24 protein-coding genes are annotated in these 18450 nt (G+C 48.5%); 9 read left to right on the top strand and 15 right to left on the bottom strand.

Annotation, left to right across the window (positions count from 1 at the left end):
* Positions 1–17 precede the first annotated feature (17 nt).
* The 4 genes from OGX66_RS23990 to OGX66_RS23975 form a co-directional block, all read right to left on the bottom strand.
* Positions 18–872 (bottom strand): dimethyl sulfoxide reductase anchor subunit family protein, encoded by an 855-nt coding sequence (locus OGX66_RS23990; RefSeq protein ID WP_088902327.1) that lies wholly within the window; start codon positions 870–872, stop codon positions 18–20.
* A 1-nt stretch (position 873) separates the two neighbouring features.
* Positions 874–1491: a DMSO/selenate family reductase complex B subunit gene (locus tag OGX66_RS23985; RefSeq protein ID WP_088902326.1), complete on the bottom strand. Its 618-nt coding sequence runs from the start codon at positions 1489–1491 to the stop codon at positions 874–876.
* A gap of 10 nt (positions 1492–1501) precedes the next feature.
* Positions 1502–3940, bottom strand: coding sequence for a selenate/tellurate reductase subunit YnfE (ynfE, locus tag OGX66_RS23980; RefSeq protein WP_163219656.1), 2439 nt, complete (start codon positions 3938–3940; stop codon positions 1502–1504).
* 148 nt (positions 3941–4088) lie between these two features.
* Positions 4089–4397, bottom strand: coding sequence for a DUF1161 domain-containing protein (locus OGX66_RS23975; protein ID WP_088902325.1), 309 nt, complete (start codon positions 4395–4397; stop codon positions 4089–4091).
* Between the two features lie 102 nt (positions 4398–4499).
* Here OGX66_RS23975 and OGX66_RS23970 point away from each other — a divergent pair, with 102 nt between their 5' ends.
* Positions 4500–5210, top strand: a complete 711-nt coding sequence (locus OGX66_RS23970) for a YnfC family lipoprotein (RefSeq protein ID WP_270921809.1) — start codon at positions 4500–4502, stop codon at positions 5208–5210.
* Between the two features lie 7 nt (positions 5211–5217).
* Here the strand turns inward: OGX66_RS23970 and speG are convergent, their stop codons facing one another.
* Both speG and OGX66_RS23960 read right to left on the bottom strand, forming a co-directional pair.
* Positions 5218–5778 carry a spermidine N1-acetyltransferase gene (speG, locus tag OGX66_RS23965; protein ID WP_003032379.1) on the bottom strand — a complete coding sequence of 187 codons (561 nt, stop codon included), beginning with the start codon at positions 5776–5778 and terminating at the stop codon, positions 5218–5220.
* A gap of 35 nt (positions 5779–5813) precedes the next feature.
* The gene (locus OGX66_RS23960) at positions 5814–6155 is read right to left on the bottom strand and encodes a DUF1283 family protein (RefSeq protein WP_003032382.1); all 342 of its coding nucleotides are present in this window, start codon (positions 6153–6155) and stop codon (positions 5814–5816) included.
* Positions 6156–6308: 153 nt separating this feature from the next.
* Here OGX66_RS23960 and OGX66_RS23955 point away from each other — a divergent pair, with 153 nt between their 5' ends.
* The 3 genes from OGX66_RS23955 (at position 6309) to OGX66_RS23945 (ending at position 8990) form a co-directional block, all read left to right on the top strand.
* Positions 6309–6635: a YnfA family protein gene (locus OGX66_RS23955; RefSeq protein WP_003032384.1), complete on the top strand. Its 327-nt coding sequence runs from the start codon at positions 6309–6311 to the stop codon at positions 6633–6635.
* Between the two features lie 107 nt (positions 6636–6742).
* A complete protein-coding gene (gene rspA, locus OGX66_RS23950) occupies positions 6743–7957 on the top strand; it encodes a starvation-sensing protein RspA (protein ID WP_003032386.1) in 1215 nt (404 codons plus the stop codon).
* 13 nt (positions 7958–7970) lie between these two features.
* Positions 7971–8990 (top strand): Zn-dependent oxidoreductase, encoded by a 1020-nt coding sequence (locus OGX66_RS23945; RefSeq protein ID WP_088902324.1) that lies wholly within the window; start codon positions 7971–7973, stop codon positions 8988–8990.
* 182 nt (positions 8991–9172) lie between these two features.
* On the opposite strand, the gene OGX66_RS23940 is transcribed toward OGX66_RS23945, so the two are convergent.
* The 9 genes from OGX66_RS23940 to dicA all read right to left on the bottom strand — a co-directional run bounded on the left by OGX66_RS23940 (position 9173) and on the right by dicA (position 15427).
* Positions 9173–10453, bottom strand: coding sequence for a site-specific integrase (locus OGX66_RS23940; RefSeq protein WP_286512415.1), 1281 nt, complete (start codon positions 10451–10453; stop codon positions 9173–9175).
* 34 nt (positions 10454–10487) lie between these two features.
* Positions 10488–10739, bottom strand: a complete 252-nt coding sequence (locus OGX66_RS23935; protein ID WP_000005552.1) for an excisionase family protein — start codon at positions 10737–10739, stop codon at positions 10488–10490.
* Positions 10740–10811: 72 nt separating this feature from the next.
* Positions 10812–13283, bottom strand: coding sequence for a 3'-5' exonuclease (locus OGX66_RS23930; protein WP_113445582.1), 2472 nt, complete (start codon positions 13281–13283; stop codon positions 10812–10814).
* Between the two features lie 92 nt (positions 13284–13375).
* Complete coding sequence (gene ydfD, locus OGX66_RS23925) at positions 13376–13567, bottom strand: lysis protein YdfD (protein WP_001083297.1); 192 nt, start codon at positions 13565–13567, stop codon at positions 13376–13378.
* Positions 13564–13857, bottom strand: a complete 294-nt coding sequence (gene dicB / locus OGX66_RS24665) for a cell division inhibition protein DicB (RefSeq protein ID WP_502873838.1) — start codon at positions 13855–13857, stop codon at positions 13564–13566. The genes ydfD and dicB overlap by 4 nt, the downstream gene beginning before the upstream one ends.
* Before the next feature lie 462 nt (positions 13858–14319).
* Positions 14320–14538 (bottom strand): protein YdfC, encoded by a 219-nt coding sequence (gene ydfC, locus OGX66_RS23915; RefSeq protein WP_001171942.1) that lies wholly within the window; start codon positions 14536–14538, stop codon positions 14320–14322.
* Positions 14539–14567: 29 nt separating this feature from the next.
* Positions 14568–14696 (bottom strand): protein YdfB, encoded by a 129-nt coding sequence (ydfB, locus tag OGX66_RS23910; protein ID WP_000344964.1) that lies wholly within the window; start codon positions 14694–14696, stop codon positions 14568–14570.
* Between the two features lies 1 nt (position 14697).
* Entirely contained in the window at positions 14698–14853 is a 156-nt protein-coding gene (locus OGX66_RS23905) for a DUF1391 family protein (RefSeq protein ID WP_000379575.1), read from the bottom strand.
* A gap of 166 nt (positions 14854–15019) precedes the next feature.
* Positions 15020–15427 carry a DNA-binding transcriptional dual regulator DicA gene (dicA, locus tag OGX66_RS23900; RefSeq protein WP_000448564.1) on the bottom strand — a complete coding sequence of 136 codons (408 nt, stop codon included), beginning with the start codon at positions 15425–15427 and terminating at the stop codon, positions 15020–15022.
* An 83-nt stretch (positions 15428–15510) separates the two neighbouring features.
* Between dicA and dicC the strand changes: the two genes are divergently transcribed.
* Genes dicC through OGX66_RS23875 form a run of 5 tightly spaced genes read left to right on the top strand, consistent with a single transcriptional unit; the run spans position 15511 to position 18008 of the window.
* Positions 15511–15741, top strand: a complete 231-nt coding sequence (gene dicC, locus OGX66_RS23895; RefSeq protein WP_286512403.1) for a dicB transcriptional regulator DicC — start codon at positions 15511–15513, stop codon at positions 15739–15741.
* Complete coding sequence (locus OGX66_RS23890) at positions 15725–16246, top strand: toxin YdaT family protein (RefSeq protein WP_286512400.1); 522 nt, start codon at positions 15725–15727, stop codon at positions 16244–16246. The genes dicC and OGX66_RS23890 overlap by 17 nt, the downstream gene beginning before the upstream one ends.
* Positions 16227–17192: a phage replication protein O gene (locus OGX66_RS23885; protein WP_000054512.1), complete on the top strand. Its 966-nt coding sequence runs from the start codon at positions 16227–16229 to the stop codon at positions 17190–17192. The genes OGX66_RS23890 and OGX66_RS23885 overlap by 20 nt, the downstream gene beginning before the upstream one ends.
* A gap of 40 nt (positions 17193–17232) precedes the next feature.
* On the top strand, positions 17233–17655 hold the full coding sequence (locus OGX66_RS23880) for a DUF977 family protein (protein WP_001151262.1): 423 nt from the start codon (positions 17233–17235) through the stop codon (positions 17653–17655).
* On the top strand, positions 17652–18008 hold the full coding sequence (locus tag OGX66_RS23875) for a class I SAM-dependent methyltransferase (protein ID WP_001310834.1): 357 nt from the start codon (positions 17652–17654) through the stop codon (positions 18006–18008). Before OGX66_RS23880 ends, OGX66_RS23875 begins: the two co-directional genes overlap by 4 nt.
* Positions 18009–18450: the final 442 nt, after the last annotated feature.

The following is an 18450-nucleotide window of genomic DNA, read 5'->3' as shown; positions in this document are numbered from 1 at the left end:
TGCCCCGCACCCGAAAATTAACCTGCGACAGCCATTCCGACTGTCATATGTAAACCGTAAAACAAGCCGCGGCCAATGATTTCACCGGCGAGGACGGACACTAAGCCCAGCGCCAGTCCGCCGACGGACGATTCTTTGCGACGGACAAGCGGGCATATCCAGCAGCCCAGCCCCGCAACCAGCAGGAGGATGCGCCAGACCTGCAGGCTTGCGTAGTCGGGCACCAGCGCGCCAGCGTTTTGTACCGTACTGTGGATTTCGCCGAGCGACAGTCCCTGCAGCACAACAACAGCCACGGTCACCAGCAGGGCCAGCACGCTGATACCGGCGAATCTGGCAGGGCTGCAGGAAACACCCGCAGCCCGCAGCAGCAGGGCGGCAAACAGCGGTCCACTGAGCAGCAGCGTCATGAAAAACGCCAGTGTAGTATAGCCATTATACCAGGTTGGGACGGTGTCTATCTGGTAGACGTTGGTCATCGCATAGACAAATACCAGGCCCAGCAACATGCTCAACAGCAGCCAGATTTTACCTAACGTTGCGGGCATTCTACCGAGAAACGCCACCAGCCACCACAGGCCACCGACAGCGAAAAACAGCGAACCGCTGGCAATTTCGTTACTCAGCGCCGATGCGCCAATTCGGTTCAGCGAGTTAAACGCGCGCAGCGGCGAACCTAAATGTATGACTGAGGCGAGAAAGGCGATGCCCATCACCAGCCACAGAAAAAACATGCTGCGCACAATACGCTGCTTTACCGCATCGTCTTTAGTGGTTAGCCAGCCGTAGCCACTTACGATCAGCGCCCCGGCTACGCACTGGCCCAGCACCGTGAACAGTACCAGCGGCCATTCATGCCATCCATTTCCCATTTTACACCTCCTTTGGATTAGCCAGAAAACCCGTGGTATCCCCGGTCGGGCGGCAATTGGCGTTTGGTTTGATCACAATACTCGGTCTGGTGAAGTGCGCACCCGGCAGCGGGGCGACGGCTGCCAGCTCACCATGTTTTTCGCGCAGTTCATCAATGGGACCGAAGTCCAGCGCACGCAGCGGACAGGACTCGACGCAGACAGGCTTTTTGCCGTCTGCCACGCGGTCATGACAGCCATCGCACTTGGTCATTTGCCCTTTGGCGGCATTGTACTGCGGTGCGCCGTACGGACAGGCCATGTGGCAGTAACGACAGCCAATACACACATCTTCATCAACGACCACAAAACCATCATCACGTTTATGCATAGCCCCGCTGGGGCAAACCTTGGTACAGGCCGGATCTTCACAGTGGTTACAGGCAATGGAGAGGTAGTAGGCGAAAACGTTCTGTCGCCAGACGCCGTTGTCTTCCTGCCAGTCACCTCCGGCGTATTCGTAAATCCGGCGGAAACTGACGTCGGGCGTGAGATCCTTGTAGTCTTTGCAGGCCAGTTCGCAGGTTTTGCATCCGGTGCAACGACTGGAATCAATAAAAAATCCATACTGAGTTGTCATGGGTTAGTCCTTAAACCTTCTCGATCTCGACCAGATTAGTGTGCTGTGGGTTGCCTTTTGCCAGCGGTGAAGGGCGCTGTGTTGTCAGCGTATTGACGCAGGCGCCATGATCAATTTTGTCGCCGGTCATATCGGCATCGTGCCATGCACCCTGGCCCATTGCGCTGACGCCGGGCAGGATCCGCGGCGTCACTTTGGCTGCAATACGTACTTCACCGCGGTCGTTAAAGACCCGCACCAAATCGCCATTTGCAATACCACGCTTTTGGGCATCGACAGGGTTGATCCACACTTCCTGACGGCAGGACGCCTGCAGAACATCGATATTGCCGTAGCTGGAGTGCGTACGGGATTTGTAATGGAAGCCAAACAACTGCAGCGGAAATGCGCTGCGTTTCGGATCATCCCACCCTTCAAACGTAGAGGCGTAGACGGGAAGCGGGCTAATTACTTCGTCCTTTTGCAACTCCCAGGTGTTGGCTATTTTCGCCAGTCGACTGGAATAAATTTCAATCTTTCCGGACGGTGTTTTGAGCGGATTGGCCTGCGGATCGTCGCGGAATTTTTTATAAGCGACAAAATGCCCGTTAGGGTCTTTACGTTTATAGATCCCCATTTTTTTCAGCTCGTCATAGGAAGGCAGCGCGGGGTCTTTGGCCAGCATTTTTGCATACAAATACTGGAGCCACTGTTCCTGAGTACGGCCTTCCGTAAAGCGTTGATAGATATCATTGCCAAGGCGTTTGGCGACTTCGCTCATTATCCAGTAGATCGGTTTACGCTCGAACTTCGGTGACGTCGCGGGTTGAATAAAAATGAGGTATCCCATGTTGCCCGCATAGTCGTTAGGAATAATGTCTTCCTGTTCGACGGTCATTAAGTCCGGCAGCAGAATATCGGCATATTTGGCCGAAGATGTCATGAAGTTTTCGATGACTACTATCATTTCGCATTTCGTGTCATCCTGAAGGATCTCATGCGTTTTATTGATATCTGAGTGCTGATTAGTAATGGTGTTGCCCGCGTAGTTCCAGATAAATTTAATCGGTACATCGAGCTTATCTTTCCCGCGCACGCCATCGCGGGTTGCGGTCATTTCCGGGCCACGAGCGATGGCGTCGGTCCAGCTAAAGCAGGATATCTGGGTCTTGATGGGATTCTCCGGCAGCGGCATGCGTTCAATCGTGATGGTGTAGGTTGATTCTCGTGCACCGCTATTGCCGCCGTTGATGCCAACGTTGCCGGTCAGGATAGGCAACATCGCGATCGCCCGTGAGGTCAGTTCGCCGTTAGCCTGACGCTGCGGCCCCCAGCCCTGACAAATATATACCGGTTTTGTGCTGCCGATTTCCCGAGCCAGTTTGATAATGCGATCGGCGGGGATCCCGGTGACATGCGAGGCCCATTGGGGCGTTTTAGCGATACCGTCATCGCCGTTGCCAAGTATATAGGCCTTGTAATGTCCGTTAGCGGGGGCGTCGGCGGGTAGGGTTTTCTCGTCATAACCGATGCAATATGTGTCGAGGAACGCCTGATCGACAAGATTTTCGTTAATCATAACCCAGGCAAGTCCCGCCACGAGTGCGGCATCGGTTCCTGGGCGGATAGGGATCCACTCATCTTCACGACCCGCAGCGGTATCGGTATAGCGCGGATCAATGACGATCATCCGGGCATTAGATCGCTCCCGGGCCTGTTCAAGGAAGTACGTTATTCCGCCGCCGCTCATGCGCGTTTCGGCAGGATTATTGCCAAACATTACTACCAGTTTCGTGTTTTCGATGTCGGATGTGCTGTTACCGTCATTTGAGCCGTAGGTATAGGGCATTGCTGCCGCGATTTGTGCGGTGCTGTAAGTGCCGTAATGGCTCAGGAAACCGCCATAGCAGTTCATCAGGCGAGCGACCAGCGAGGCATAAGGAGAGGAGCGCGTAATGTTGCCGCCTACAATGCCTGAGGTGTAATTAATATAAACAGCTTCATTACCGTATTTCTCCACGGTATTTTTTAAACTGTCACTGATGGTATCCAGCGCTTCCTGCCAGGTTATACGTTCGAATTTTCCCTCACCACGTTTGCCTACGCGCTTCATCGGATAATTCAGGCGATCCGGATGATTGATCCGTCGGCGGATTGAACGCCCACGCAGACAGGCACGAACCTGGTGCTGACCATAAAGATCGTCTCCGGTCGTATCGGACTCCACCCATACGACTTCGTCATCTTTGACGTGGAGTTGCAGGGCACAACGGCTGCCGCAGTTCACGGAACACGCGCCCCAAACCACTTTCTCTTCAGCCGGTTGTATCGCCCGTTGTACCGCAGCGGCGGCGGTGCGCATTCCAAAAGGTAATGACAGCCCGCCTGCGGCAAGCGCCAGCGAACCGATAGCCGAGGATTTCACTAACGTCCTGCGGCTGATGCCTCCATATTGCTCAGTATCAGACATAACTCACTCCATTATAGTTATCGCTATATATTAATCTCTACAGCGAAATTAATAGCATGCTAATAATGGAGTGAGTTTACCCATTTATGAGTATGTCATCTTAATGCATATCAAACTGGAGTAACCCTCCGCGCACGGAGGGTGAGATTTATTGCGGTTCGGCGACGTGTCCGTCTTGTGCAGATGTGCTATTGGCGGGGGTGTTGCCGCTGTTGGTTCGGGTATAGAGAATTTTGTGCGTATCATTTGCACAATGTCCGACTACCAGTGAGTCAGGTTGATCGGCCTGATCGTTGGGGACAATATTCAGCGTGAAGCTGGATTCAGCAACACCATTATTGATGATGCGTTGTTCGATATCGCTTTTTACGCGTTCGCATGACGCGGGTGCCGCCAGAACCTGCGGGGAAGCGACTACCAATATGATCGCGGCAATTCCTGGTATGTATTTCATCATCAGCTCCTTTATGATCGACTTAAACTAAGATTAGCATTTCTGGTGTAAATAACTGTATTTGCTAATATGATTGAGAATTATCTTCTTATCCCGGTGAAAAATGTGAAGAAACAGACCCTGTTAGGTTTCCTGTGCGTCGTGCTGGTTGGGTGTGATAACGCCAAAGGGCTGGTTTCCTTTACGCCGGAAATGGCCAGTTTTTCCAATGAATTTGATTTCGACCCGCTGCGTGGGCCGGTGAAAGATTTCAGCCAGACGCTGCTCAATGATAAAGGTGAGGTCACTAAGCGTGTCGTTGGTACGCTGTCACAGGAAGGGTGTTTCGATACGCTTGAACTGCACGATATTGAAAACAATACCGGTATGGCGCTGGTCCTGGATGCAAACTACTACCGGGATGCCGAAACGCTGGAAAAACGGATCCGTTTACAGGGCAAATGCCAACTGGCGGAACTGCCTGCAGCAGGAGTGGTGTGGGATACCGACGATAACGGTTTTGTCGTTTCTGCCACGGGAAAAGAGATGAAGGTGCAATATAGATACGATGCGGAAGGCTACCCGCTGGGTAAAACAACCGTCAATAAGGACAATACCTTACAGGTTGATGCCACACCGTCGGTCGATCCGTTGAAGAAGCTGGATTACACCGCGGTGAGCCTGCTCAACAATCATCCGGTAGGCAACGTCAAACAAACGTGCAAATACGATGAATACGCAAATCCGGTCAACTGCCAGCTCGTTATCGTTGACGAGAGCGTGAAGCCGGCAGTTGAACACCATTACTCAATTGAAAACACCATCGCGTACTATTAGTCAGGCTTTATTGAGCGGTAGGTTGCAGCAGGTTAGGACCTGACGTTTTATGTTCTGCCAGATACTGCTGCTGGAAGATACACATACGTATAGTGTTGCGGTATTGGCCGTTGATAAAGAATTCATGAATCAGTTCGCCTTCGACCATAAAGCCAAGTTTACGGTAGATGTGGATAGCTTTTTCGTTCTCTTTATCAACGATCAGATACAGCTTATATAAATTGAGTACGGTGAAGCCGTAATCCATCGCCAGCTTAGCAGCCCGGGAAGCCAGACCTTTGCCCTGATAATCAGGGGAAATAATGATCTGGAATTCCGCCCGTCGGTGCACATGGTTAATTTCAACCAGTTCCACGAGTCCGGCTTTTTCACCGTCGCATTCCACCACAAAGCGACGTTCGCTTTGGTCGTGAATGTGTTTGTCATACAGGTCTGACAGCTCAACAAACGCTTCGTAAGGTTCTTCAAACCAGTAACGCATTACGCTGGCGTTATTATCAAGCTGATGAACGAATCGTAAATCTTCACGCTCCAGCGGGCGCAACTTAACACTGAGGGCGCTAGTCATATCGTATCCTTTCAATATCCTTCAAAGTGCAATAATTATGGGGCAACGGTGCGGCCAGTCCGGCGATCAAGGCAGCGCAGTGTGTTAGGTTCCCAGTACGCATTAATATTAGCGCTCTGTTCGCATTTATCACGGCTATCAAAGGCTGTATCGGCTTTGTCCCACTCTTTCTCTGCACGTTTGTTGACTTTCTGGCGAAGCTGACGCGTATCGTTCCATTGTTCCTTTTCCATTGCTGCTTGTTGACGACTTTGCGCACTGTCCCCGGATTCAATGACCAGTTTACTGGTTTCAGCAAATGCGGAAGAGGTGTACACAGCCGCAGCCAGCGTCAGCATAGCCGTCAGGCACAGGCGTTTGGTCAGTGTAATTTTCATGGCGAATTCCTTTTATGGGAAAGGGTAAAAACGATAAAACAGGGTTAAATTCTACACTATTCCGGTTTGCGGGCATACCCACCCGGTGGATATGGATACGCTAACGAGATTCTGTCGTATCATAGTTAAACCGAAGGTAACTGAATAACATCAATGCTTAAGACCACATTTCTTTTTTTCGTCACCGCGTTATGCGAAATCATTGGCTGCTTTTTACCCTGGCTTTGGCTTAAGCGCGGGGCTACAGCCTGGTTGCTGATACCCGCCGGGATGTCACTGGCTTTATTCGTCTGGTTGCTGACACTGCATCCGGCAGCCAGTGGGCGTGTATACGCAGCCTATGGCGGTGTTTACGTGGTGACCGCGCTGCTATGGCTACGCATTGTCGATGGTGTAAAACTCAGTTTGTATGACTGGTCTGGCGCGCTGGTGGCGTTGTGCGGCATGTTGATCATTGTGGCAGGATGGGGGCGCGCATAGCGCCTTTTTTGTGATCAAGCAGAGTTTTTTTGATCTTTATACTTGTATGGTAGTAGCTCAGTTGGGTAAATTTCATGCATCACAAGAACAGATGTAGGGAATAAGAAATGAAGATTGTTGGGGCTGATGTTTTTGTTACCTGTCCTGGGCGTAATTTTGTGACGTTGAAAATTACGACAGAAGATGGGATCACCGGGCTGGGAGATGCCACATTAAATGGACGCGAGCTGTCCGTGGCGTCGTATCTGAAAGATCACGTGTGTCCGCAGCTTATTGGTCGCGATGCGCATCGTATTGAGGATATCTGGCAGTTTTTCTACAAAGGCGCGTACTGGCGTCGTGGGCCGGTCACCATGTCGGCGATTTCCGCAGTGGATATGGCATTGTGGGACATCAAAGCGAAAGCAGCCAATATGCCGTTGTACCAGTTACTCGGCGGTGCTTCTCGTGAAGGAGTTATGGTTTATTGCCACACCACTGGCCATACCGTTGATGACGTACTGGAAGATTATGCGCGTCATAAAGAAATGGGTTTTAAAGCGATTCGCGTGCAGTGTGGCGTACCGGGCATGAAAACCACTTACGGTATGTCTAAAGGCAAAGGACTGGCCTATGAACCTGCCACAAAAGGGCAATGGCCGGAAGAACAGTTATGGTCAACGGAGAAATATCTCGATTTCACACCAAAACTGTTTGAAGCCGTGCGCGATAAATTCGGTTTCAACGAACATCTTCTGCACGACATGCATCACCGTCTGACGCCAATTGAAGCGGCGCGTTTTGGCAAAAGCATTGAGCAATATCGTCTGTTCTGGATGGAAGACCCAACCCCTGCTGAAAACCAGGAGTGCTTCCGCCTGATCCGCCAGCATACCGTCACGCCGATTGCGGTAGGGGAAGTGTTCAATAGCATCTGGGACTGCAAACAGCTGATCGAAGAACAATTGATCGACTATATCCGCACCACCATCACCCATGCGGGGGGTATCACCGGTATGCGCCGGATTGCTGATTTCGCGTCGCTGTATCAGGTACGTACCGGTTCACATGGACCTTCCGATCTATCGCCTGTGTGCATGGCCGCCGCGCTGCATTTTGATCTGTGGGTGCCGAACTTCGGCGTACAGGAATATATGGGCTATTCCGAGCAGATGCTGGAAGTGTTCCCACATAACTGGACCTTTGATAACGGCTATATGCACCCAGGAGACAAACCCGGCCTTGGGATCGAGTTTGACGAAAAACTGGCGGCGAAATATCCGTATGACCCTGCATATCTGCCTGTTGCTCGCCTGGAAGATGGCACGCTGTGGAACTGGTAAGGAGTGATTTGCTATGAAAAGTATCGTGATTGAAAAACCGAATACGCTGATTATCGCCGAACGACCGGTGCCAGAACCCTCAGCAGGTGAGGTCAGGGTAAAAGTGAAACTGGCGGGAATTTGTGGTTCAGACAGCCATATTTACCGCGGTCATAATCCATTTGCACAATACCCGCGTGTGATTGGCCACGAGTTTTATGGTGTGATCGAGGCGGTAGGTGAAGGCGTTGACCATTCGCGAATAGGCGAGCGGGTGTCCGTTGATCCGGTCATCAGCTGCGGACATTGTTATCCCTGTTCCATTGGTAAACCTAACGTTTGTACATCGTTGGTGGTGCTGGGCGTGCATCGCGATGGCGGTTTCAGCGAGTACGCTGTCGTGCCGGCGAAAAATGCCTGGACGATCCCCGATACTGTGCCTGATGAGCATGCCGTTATGGTCGAACCATTTACCATCGCCGCAAACGTAACCGGGCAAATTAATCCGACAGAAAACGATATTGCGCTGATTTATGGCGCAGGGCCTATGGGACTGACCACCGTACAGGCGCTTAAACGTGTCTATAAGGTTAAAACCGTAGTGATTGCTGACAGAATCGATGAACGCCTGGCCATGGCGAAGCAGTGTGGTGCAGACTGGGCCATCAATAATAGTCAGCATTCGTTGCAAGAGTTTCTGGTAGAAAACGGGCTAAAACCGACCATCATCGTGGATGCAGCTTGCCATCCATCCATTTTACAGGAGGCTATCACGCTGGCATCGCCAGCCGCGCGAATTGTTCTGATGGGCTTCTCCAGCGATCCTTGTCAGATTATTCAACAAGGTATTACCGGTAAAGAACTGTCCATTTATTCCTCAAGATTAAATGCGAACAAATTCCCGGTTGTGATTGACTGGTTGGTCAATGGACTCATCGATCCTAATCAACTTATTACTCACACTTTTGACTATCACCACGTTACAGACGCAATTGAATTGTTTGAGAAAGATCAGCAGCACTGCTGCAAAGTCTTACTCACATTCACTGAATAATATAAAAACTGCGAGTAAGTGGTACGCATCTTACCTCTTAGAGATAGCCAATATGAATCAAGAAAAACACGAAAGGTCCACGAAAGATCTGGTCAGAGCTGCCGTATCCGGATGGTTGGGTACTGCGCTCGAATTTATGGATTTCAAGAGTCATACGTGTCAACTATTTGATAAATATTAAATTAATTTTTCATTGCTTCGTTATGGGGTATGGTTGGGGCAAACTCGCTTAACTGTGTATTTAACAAAGCTACCTGTGCATTATTGTTTTCAGACATCCATTTTCCGTATACCTGAAATACCATTTGCGCATCTGCATGGCCCATCTGGTTTGCTATAAATGCCGGGTTAGCACCAGCAGTCAGCGACCAGCAGGCATAAGTATGTCTCGACTGATATGATTTTCGATGGCGGAGTCCGGCACGTTTTATCGCTGCGTCCCACATCTGCCTTATTGAGTCAACGGTAAAATGGTCACCATAATTTTTTACTCTCGCTGATACTTCAGGTTGAAAAACAAAGGTGCATTTTTGTTTTTCTGTTCTGCCATACTCTCTGAGGTGAACATCAATGATATGCTCTTTGCTCAGTCTCGTTAATGTCATCTGACTCCGGAGAGCGTCGATTGCTGGCTTAATAAGATGAATGACCCGATTGGTTCCCGCCTGTGTTTTTGGTACCGTGAAACGGTCTTTTGCTAAATTTCTCCTGATCATCATTGTTCCATTTTTCAGATCTATGTCCTCCCATCCAAGTGCACACAGCTCACCAGGGCGAACGCCAGTATAAACAGAAACACACCATAAATTTTTTGCTTGCTGATTTCTGCACGCATCGATAAGACGGATAAATTCCTCCCGCGAAAGAGGATCCGGAATGGTTCTTGATTCCTTTAATGGCGAGATCCCCTTAAACGGATTATCTGCCAGGTAACCGTTATCAACACCAAACTGGAACACGGCGTTAAGATTTGTCATGTAATTATTTACAGTTACAGCCGATCTCCCTGGTTGTGTAACAATATAGTTACTTTTGTGGATCTGGTATCCAGTCAGTAGCTCTTTACGAACCTCCAGTAATTTTTCTTTATTAATCGATGAGGCAAGATTTTTTTCACCGATTATGCTTAGGATATTTTTGATGACGGCACGGTATGTGTTGAGTGATGTTTTGGCGACTTCAGTTTCTTTCAGTGCCAGAAATTTTTCAGCCAGTTCTTTTATGGTTAAATCTTGTCGGGCCTCACCAAATTTTTCCAGATTGCGTGAGGAGGGAAACTGTTTTGCATAGTCGAAAACACCAGTTTTTATTGCGTAACAAACAGAGGAGCGTAGTTCACCTGCAACGCGCCTGTTTTTTGCTGTGTCAGGAACCCCCAGATTTTCCCTGACTCTTACGCCTTTATAAACAAACCAGATACGTAATTTCCCTCCATGGTTTTCCACGCCTGTCGGATATTTCATTTCAACTTCTCTCATTAGTTAGTGTGGCTTTTAGTCAAGTAAGATGACGTCTTGGTCTCGCTGATGCCTGGCGCTCAATCCAGCGATCAATTTCTTCCAGGTTGTAAAAGCATGGACTGTTATCCCATGGCATACCGTCATGAGCGACATGCTTATATTCCCTTCCTTCCATAAACGATTTTTCCCGGGCCTTTTTTAACGTACCTTTTTTTATTCCTTTCAGCGCAATTAACTGCTCTTCGGATACCCATTTGCCGGGAGAGACAATCATGATTACTTCGCTCATCGATTTCTTTATCTCTTACATCAGACGAGCGCCGGTTGCAGAATACCAGTCACAACCGGCGACAGTTGAACATTAAGAATCAGCCTGACTCGGGATCAGTTTTTGCCAGATAACTGAAACGTATTTTGCCTGGTAACGGGCGTCATCAAGTGCATTATGGCGCTCACCTTCGAATGGAATAGCCGTTCTGGCATCGAAGTCTATGGCTTTCCCCAGCTCAACGATTGTGCGTACATCGCGATCGTTGTAGTAACGCCACGGGCAGGGGATCCCCTGCCGTTCGTATGAACGGCGCAAAATCGTGTTGTCGAAGTTGGCTCCATTTCCCCAAACCTGAACAAAAAATTCACCGGAGTTTTCGTCGATAAATTCTCGCAATTGTAACAGTGCATCATCTAACGGGATTTCATCAGTCATAATGGCAGATTGCGCTTCGCGTGATTGCTTAAGCCACCATTTAATGGTGTCCCGATCAATGACTCCGCCAGCAGTTTCCAGATCGATAGTCTTACTAAATTCCGGTCCCATATCTCCGGTTTGCGGATCGAAAAATATTGCACCTATTGAGATGATCGGGGCATCAGGATTTTTTCCCATGGTTTCAAGGTCGATCATTAGATGGTCACACGTCCTGCTGGTGGATGTGATTTCGTGATGACCGTTCACCTTAATTGGGTGATCTGCCGTCTCGCCAGTTTCATTATCGCTATTGTGATGCTGATTGCCGCCAGTGTTCTCCTTGTGTGGATGTTCAGCGCCTTCCATTTCCTCCGGATCATCTTCCTGAACTTCAACCTGATACTCTTCATCGAATGTTTCTTGGTATGTTGCGTCGCCCATCACCGCGCCACAATCAGTGCAGTTGCCGCCGCCGGTCTGACCGCAGGCGGTGCAGACTTTTTCCACTTCCTGTTGCGCTACTGGTTCAGGCTGTTTCGTTTCTGGCTCGTTTTGTAACGCATTTGGACTGTTTTGTTCCGCTTTTTGGTAGTTCCGTTCCGATTCATGCTGGTTCTGGTTCACAGAATCGCGGGTCTGGAGCCCCTTAACCCATTTCGGATCATTCGGGTCACTAATCCCTTCAACAAATTCACCACGTGATGCAGCAAGCAACTTATCGGCGTCAGGCTGGCTGATATTGGCTGCCTGCATAATTTTGTTTACTTCGTCAGCGGTAACTTTTATCGGCTCTGGTTGTTCTGAATCTTCAGCGGTATCTACATTTTGCGGTAAGCCCGTGTATGTGCCATTTTTTCGGGCAAAATATTCTTCTTTTGTGATTTCAGTGGCGCCAGCAGCCAGTGCCTTATCCAGACCAGAGAGTTTGTTTGCGCGACCGTATTTTTCTCCGTCCTTATCTGCGAAGAGGAAATAGAACGGCCCCTCACGCTCTACAGATGGTTCAGCTTCCGGCGCGGTTTCATTTTTTGGGATATCAGATACCTCAGTTTCCACTGCATCAGTTTGTGTTTCTGATGACTGGAGAACATCAACAGTGCCCAGGTCTGTTTCTTCATTCTCAAACACGCCCTTTGTCGTCAGGTATTCGCAGATATATTTGTTCAGTGCTACGGGATCTTTGTGAATGTCGATCGGACGCTCACGGACAAGGCCAAAAATAGTTTGGCGGTCGTAGCGAAGGGCATCAGGCTGTTTGCGCATTGATGCCGAGATACGCTTCCAGTCTTCGCGGTCGTTGTCGATAACTTCTTTTTTTGCCCAGCGATGGATGCTGCCGTCAATGTTTCCGGCATCCACATCACCAGGCCAGAGAGCGTAGGCCAGTTCGTCATCCAGTGTTTTCCATGTCTGCTTGTATTCGCGATGAATGGCAGCAATGACCGGGCTGATTTTTCCTGTTGAATTTTCAGTGTACTGTTGATTGGCTCTGGCGCGGGCGAGATCAACAACAGACGTGTATTTTCCGGTTTCCTTGCGTTCACCTTCGCGACGTTTTTTCCAGATGCGCATCTCTGCCTGAATTTCGGGCCATTTAGCACCAGGAATACATTTATGCTTAACCCACCCAATGGCGTGCAACTTAAGCTCCGGATACATGGCGTTAACTTCTGGCATTTTCATCAACGCTTCAACGATATGTCCGTCGAATGTTGCCATGTCTTCCTGCAACAATTCCTGTGCGCTAATAACCATATCAACGGTGATGTTTTCACATGTGTCGAACTTAACCATGACAGCGTTCTGTACTTCAGGGGCCAGCTTGTCAAAAGTGACGTTCATCGGATCGGATTCAGTCTCAACCGGGACAAAAGAAGCAGACTCCTCATCCCAGCGGTTTTCCTGCATATATTCAGCATCCCATGAATCGAGGGCAGGGCGGGGTATGCCAGGTTTATCCTCGCAGACAATAAATTTATAAGCGCAGTCCTGAGCAGCCGGATAATGTTCCAGGAATTGCCAGTGAAATTTTGCTCGAGCACGGCGTTCGTCGCCAGCTTCAATGGCTGTGGCTACAGCCACAGCGCCTTCTTCCCTTGTTGCCAGTTCGTCAGGAATAGCGGCGCAAATAAAGACTTTACTCATTTGTTTTAACCTCATGACAGATTTAAGGATGAACAAATCCCTGCCATTGCTGGCATATAAGAATGAAACCGGATATTTATTACGGAACTGTTTTAAAGACCTGCCGGGATTTCGATATTATCCTGGTGAATAACTTTATCGACCGGGTAACAGTTACCGGGAATTTTCTGTTCGGTTGCTGCAGTCATACACTCCTGCATTGTCCTGTGAACACTGACTGCAATATCAACTGGCTCTCCGGAAACAAGAAAAACTGTCAGAACAAGCACAAATGCTGAATTCATTGTGCACATCCTTTTGGCATCAGACGTAAACGAGTCAGCATTGAAACAATGCATATTTTATTTAATAGCTCCCGTTCTTGTTTTCTCTTGTTAATGGCATCTTCAGTAAATACTGGGTTACTGATAGTGACACCAATTTCAAAACAACCTTCAGACGTATTAACGTTTGGTAATAACGTTTTCATTATCGCGTCCTCAACAATGAATTTTGTGATGCAGTGCCTGGTGCCTCCAGGTGACGTTAACCAGTTAACAATTAACGCCGGATACAGAGAATCCACCCATAACACTGTTTTTGGTTTTAACTGTTCCGCGTGCGCTCAGCCGCATTCACCACATCACAAAATTCACTTTAAAAAGGGCGGCAGAGCAGTCACGGAGTAAAACTGATACCGCCAAACGTCACCAGAAAATTGATAACAGAGGGCGTTGCAGCGTGGTTGTCACTTAAGCGTATGGTCAACCTGACAACCCGGTGTCCTCAACGGGGAAGGAATAACCCCGCCATACTTACCGCCGCGCCATTTCGCGGGTTGCCACAACCGGAAGCGCACGGTCGACGAAAATTTAACGACAGGCTATCTATGAACCAGCTACCTCGCCGTGCGCTTTCGCGTTATGGTCTGACTTTTCAGGGAAATATCCTTTCAGTAAACTGTCAGTTCCGGATGCGCACCCGTGTCCGGCGCACGCACTCCACCTCACCCGTGGAGAACTCCTTAATTACTAACCTTAGCTTTGTTGATTAGCTACTAACGCGGGTATGTAATCATTCTGGCAATGCTTAATGCCGCTGCTTTTTCCAGATTGGTGATATCCTGCTCCAGAGCGGACAGATTTTCAGCCTGCTTAGCCCTGGCTTCATTAGCCCATTTCAGATCCTGCGCTGCATTAATTTTCTGGCGCATCCACTCATAAAGTTCATCATCGGTATAGTCTGGCGCGATGATGACGGGTTCTCGTTTCTGCATACTGATTCCTCGCGGTGCTGTTTCGCTTATCAGCCGTTAGATTTTGCCGAACTGGAAAGCGCCTGTTTAAACTCACTGAAGCTGAGAGCTTCTTCGCCTTCGGCAAGGCCTTCGAAGTATTCTTCGTAAGCCTTTTCCATGATTGTGTCGAAATCCATATCACTCACCTGAGTTTCTTTCCAGCCAGCGACGGGCACCATTTTCGGTTTTAAACGTTTTGCTTTTGGTATACGTCATTGCGGTGAACGTGCCGTCCTGGTTTGGAAACACGCCGTACACCAGAGATTCGTTGTTGCCAAGATCGATAGTATCCATGCTGACCTCATTTCCCCTTAACGCTGGGGTAGCGGAACTGTTTGCTGAGAACACCGTGCGGTGTGTTGATGCAAACAAGATTAGCCATGACTAACATATCGGTCAAGTGATTTTGTATGCTATAGCTAACATAATTGATGTGGTAAAAGATAACTCATTGATGATGTTATCTTTTATTTGTCCGCTGACGGGCTTTTAGTAATTCTTCAAAGAGTTTATTGAAGTTTTTTACTCGAGCTCGCATTTCGGCGAGCTGGGTATCCTGTTCTGATTCTGGCAGTGCATTAAACAGCTCAAGGAGCTCTAGTTCTTTGGGGGATAAGGCAACTGGCTTCTCAACAGGTGGTGTTGGTTGCTTGTCTTCATCGCCAAATAGAATCCATGTTGGTGAGCATTGCAATACTTTGCTGAGGGCAAAAAGGTTCTTCCCTGTAGGTTCACTATCACCCCGTTCCCATTGTGATACAGACACATGGGAGATTTTCAGGGCTTTAGCAAGAGACCTTTGGGTGTGTTTGAGGTTTTTCCGACGATACCTGATGCGTTCGCCGATAGTTAAATTTTTTGTTTCCATAGTTAGCTAATGCTAAATCGTATTGACTATGTTTTTGTTAACATCTATATTGTTAGTTATGACTAACAATAAAGGTGTTTTAAATGCTTAAAACTGACGCTCTTTTGTATTTCGGTTCAAAAACAAAACTTGCACAAACAGCAGGTATTCGTTTGGCTTCGCTTTATAGCTGGAAAGGGGATTTAGTTCCCGAAGGTCGCGCGATGCGTCTACAGGAGGCATCTGGCGGGGAGCTTAAGTATGATCCCAAAGTTTATGATGAATATCGTAAGACGAAGCGGGCGGGGCGGTTGAACAATGAAAATCACTCCTGAACAGGCTCGTGAGGCTCTGGATGCCTGGATATGTCGACCAGGAATGACACAGGAGCAGGCGACGATATTAATCACTGAAGCATTCTGGGCTTTGAAAGAGCGCCCGAACATCGATGTTCAGCGTGTCACATATGAAGGTGGCGCGATTGATCAGCGAGCGCTTGGCGTTAATCGAGTGAAGATATTTGAACGCTGGAAGGCTATCGACACCAGGGATAAGCGTGAAAAGTTCACGGCGCTAGTGCCTGCAATTATGGAGGCTATCCGGATTAATGATTTCAGGTTGTATCGTGAAATTACTGACGGAAAAAGCATCACGTGCATGATAGCCGGGTTAAACAAAGAATATGGCGATGTGGTGGAGTCCGGACTGCTTTTTGCTGATCCTGCCGTAGTGGATCGTGAAACTGACGAACTTATAGAAAAAGCAATTGCTTTCAAACTTGCGTATCGACAGCAATACCAACAAAAATCTGGATGGAATTATGAGCCTTCTTTTTGCTGAACGCCCACTGGTTATAAACACGCAGCTGGCAATGAAAATTGGCTTAAACGAAGCCATTGTTTTGCAACAACTGCACTACTGGTTGAGAGATACCAACTCCGGCATGGAATGTGATGGTGTTCGCTGGATTTATAACACAACGGAACAATGGCTGGAACAGTTCCCATTCTGGTCAGAGTCAACGTTAAAGCGCGCGTTTGCAAGTCTGAAAACGCTGGGGCTTTTGCGTTGTGAAAAGCTCAATAAATCAAAGCGCGATATGACCAATTTCTACACGATCAACTATGGGAGCGAGCTTTTAGATGGTGGTAAATTGAGCGAATCCATCGGTTCAAAATGCGCCGCTCCATCAGGTCAAAATGACACGATGGAAGAGGTCAAAATGAAACGCTCCATTGGTTCAAAACGACCCAATGTCATCGGGTCAAAATGGCCTGATGATCTTACAGAGAATACAACAGAGATTACTACAGAGAATAAAAACACTTTTCGTCCGGAAGCTTCGCAACCGGACCCGCAGACGACTGAACAGGATTTTTTAACCCGGAACTCCGACGCGGTTGTGTTTAGTGCGAAAAAACGCCAGTGGGGTAGCAGGGAGGATTTGGCGTGTGCGCAGTGGATCTGGGGGCGGATCGTGGGTCTCTACGAACAGGCAGCCAGTGATGATGGCGAGATCATGCGACCAAAAGAGCCTAACTGGACTGCCTGGGCCAATGATGTGCGCACAATGCGGATGCTGGATGGCAGAAGCCACAGACAAATTTGCGAAATGTTTGGTCGGGTTCAGCGAGATCCATTCTGGGTAAAAAACATCATGAGCCCGTCAAAGCTCCGCGAAAAATGGGACGAACTGGTCATCCGCCTGGGACGTTCACCTGTACAGCGTTGTGTTAATCATATTTCTGAACCGGATACAGAAATTCCGCCTGGTTTCAGAGGATAAGTGTTGATTTCAGGTCATGAGGTAATTTTAAGGGGGACTTGTGGCAAAAGTTTTTACACAAGAAGAGCGGGAAAAAATTAAATGGCAGGTGGTGGAACTCGTGCGCCAGAGCGGCCGTGAGACGTTACGGCAACTGGAAGCTAAAACAGGTGCGACTAGATATCTGATGAGCGTTCTTGCCAGAGAGCTGGTAGCCAGTGGCGATGTATACAACTCCGGCTACGGGTTATTCCCCTCTGAACAGGCGCGTAAGGACTGGCAAAACGCCCGCAAAAAACTCTCGAGGGCAAAGGTGAAGAAACCTGCTGTGGTTGATCCGGATCTTATCTGGTCATCACCTGACGGAGAAATACGTCGCTACGACAGTCGCCTAAACATAATCTGTCGCGAGTGCCGGAAGAGCGAAGTTATGCAGCGCATACTGGCTTTCTATCAGGGTAATTTTCAGGACGTGGCACAGTGAGTGCACCGGCAACCATTCTTGATATGTGCTGTGGCAGCCGCATGTTCTGGTTCGATAAGTCTGACGAACGGGCGATATTCAGCGATATCAGAAAAGAAGGATACACATTACGCAATGGGAGACGCTTGATTATCAGCCCTGACATTATCGCAGATTTTCGTGCATTATCATTTGCAGACGCATCTTTTTCGATGGTTGTATTAGACCCTCCGCATCTTGAGAGTGTTGGTGATAACGCCTGGATGGGAAAGAAATATGGACGGCTGAATAAAGATGCCTGGCGTGATGATTCGCGACAGAGATTTAAAGAAGCCTTTCGGGTGTTGAGGCCGCACGGCGTTCTGATTTTTTAATGGAATGAAACGCAAATACCGGTAAGCCAGATTCTGGCACTGACAGACAGAAAACCTGTTATCTGTCAACGAACAGGGAAAAAACGATAAAACCCACTGGATTATTTTTATGAAAGAGGCATCCAGTGAGTAGATTCGTAAGGCTACAGATACGTATATCTGAATAATTAAATTCAGTTCTGTAAATAAAATTTAATCCTTAACTGGATGGATTTCTGCACCCTCAGAACATCAGGAGGCCGCCCGAAAGGGCGGTAGTGAAATGCGAAAGTTCAAAATTATTATTGAAACGGGTTATGGTAAATAGCCTATGCTAATGTCCGCTAAGAGCAAGAAGCGGAAGTTGGCAGTTTTGTGGACTGTCCCCACAAAAGTGACTACAGAAATAGTTGCAATTCATAATTGATCATGGGTTGTCAGTTAAACTCGTGGCGATTTAAAT

Source organism: Citrobacter sp. Cf072, from assembly GCF_030334485.1.
GTDB lineage: Bacteria > Pseudomonadota > Gammaproteobacteria > Enterobacterales > Enterobacteriaceae > Citrobacter > Citrobacter freundii.
The sequence above is the reverse complement of the archived record's forward strand: the minus strand, read 5'-3'. Positions and strand labels throughout refer to the sequence as shown.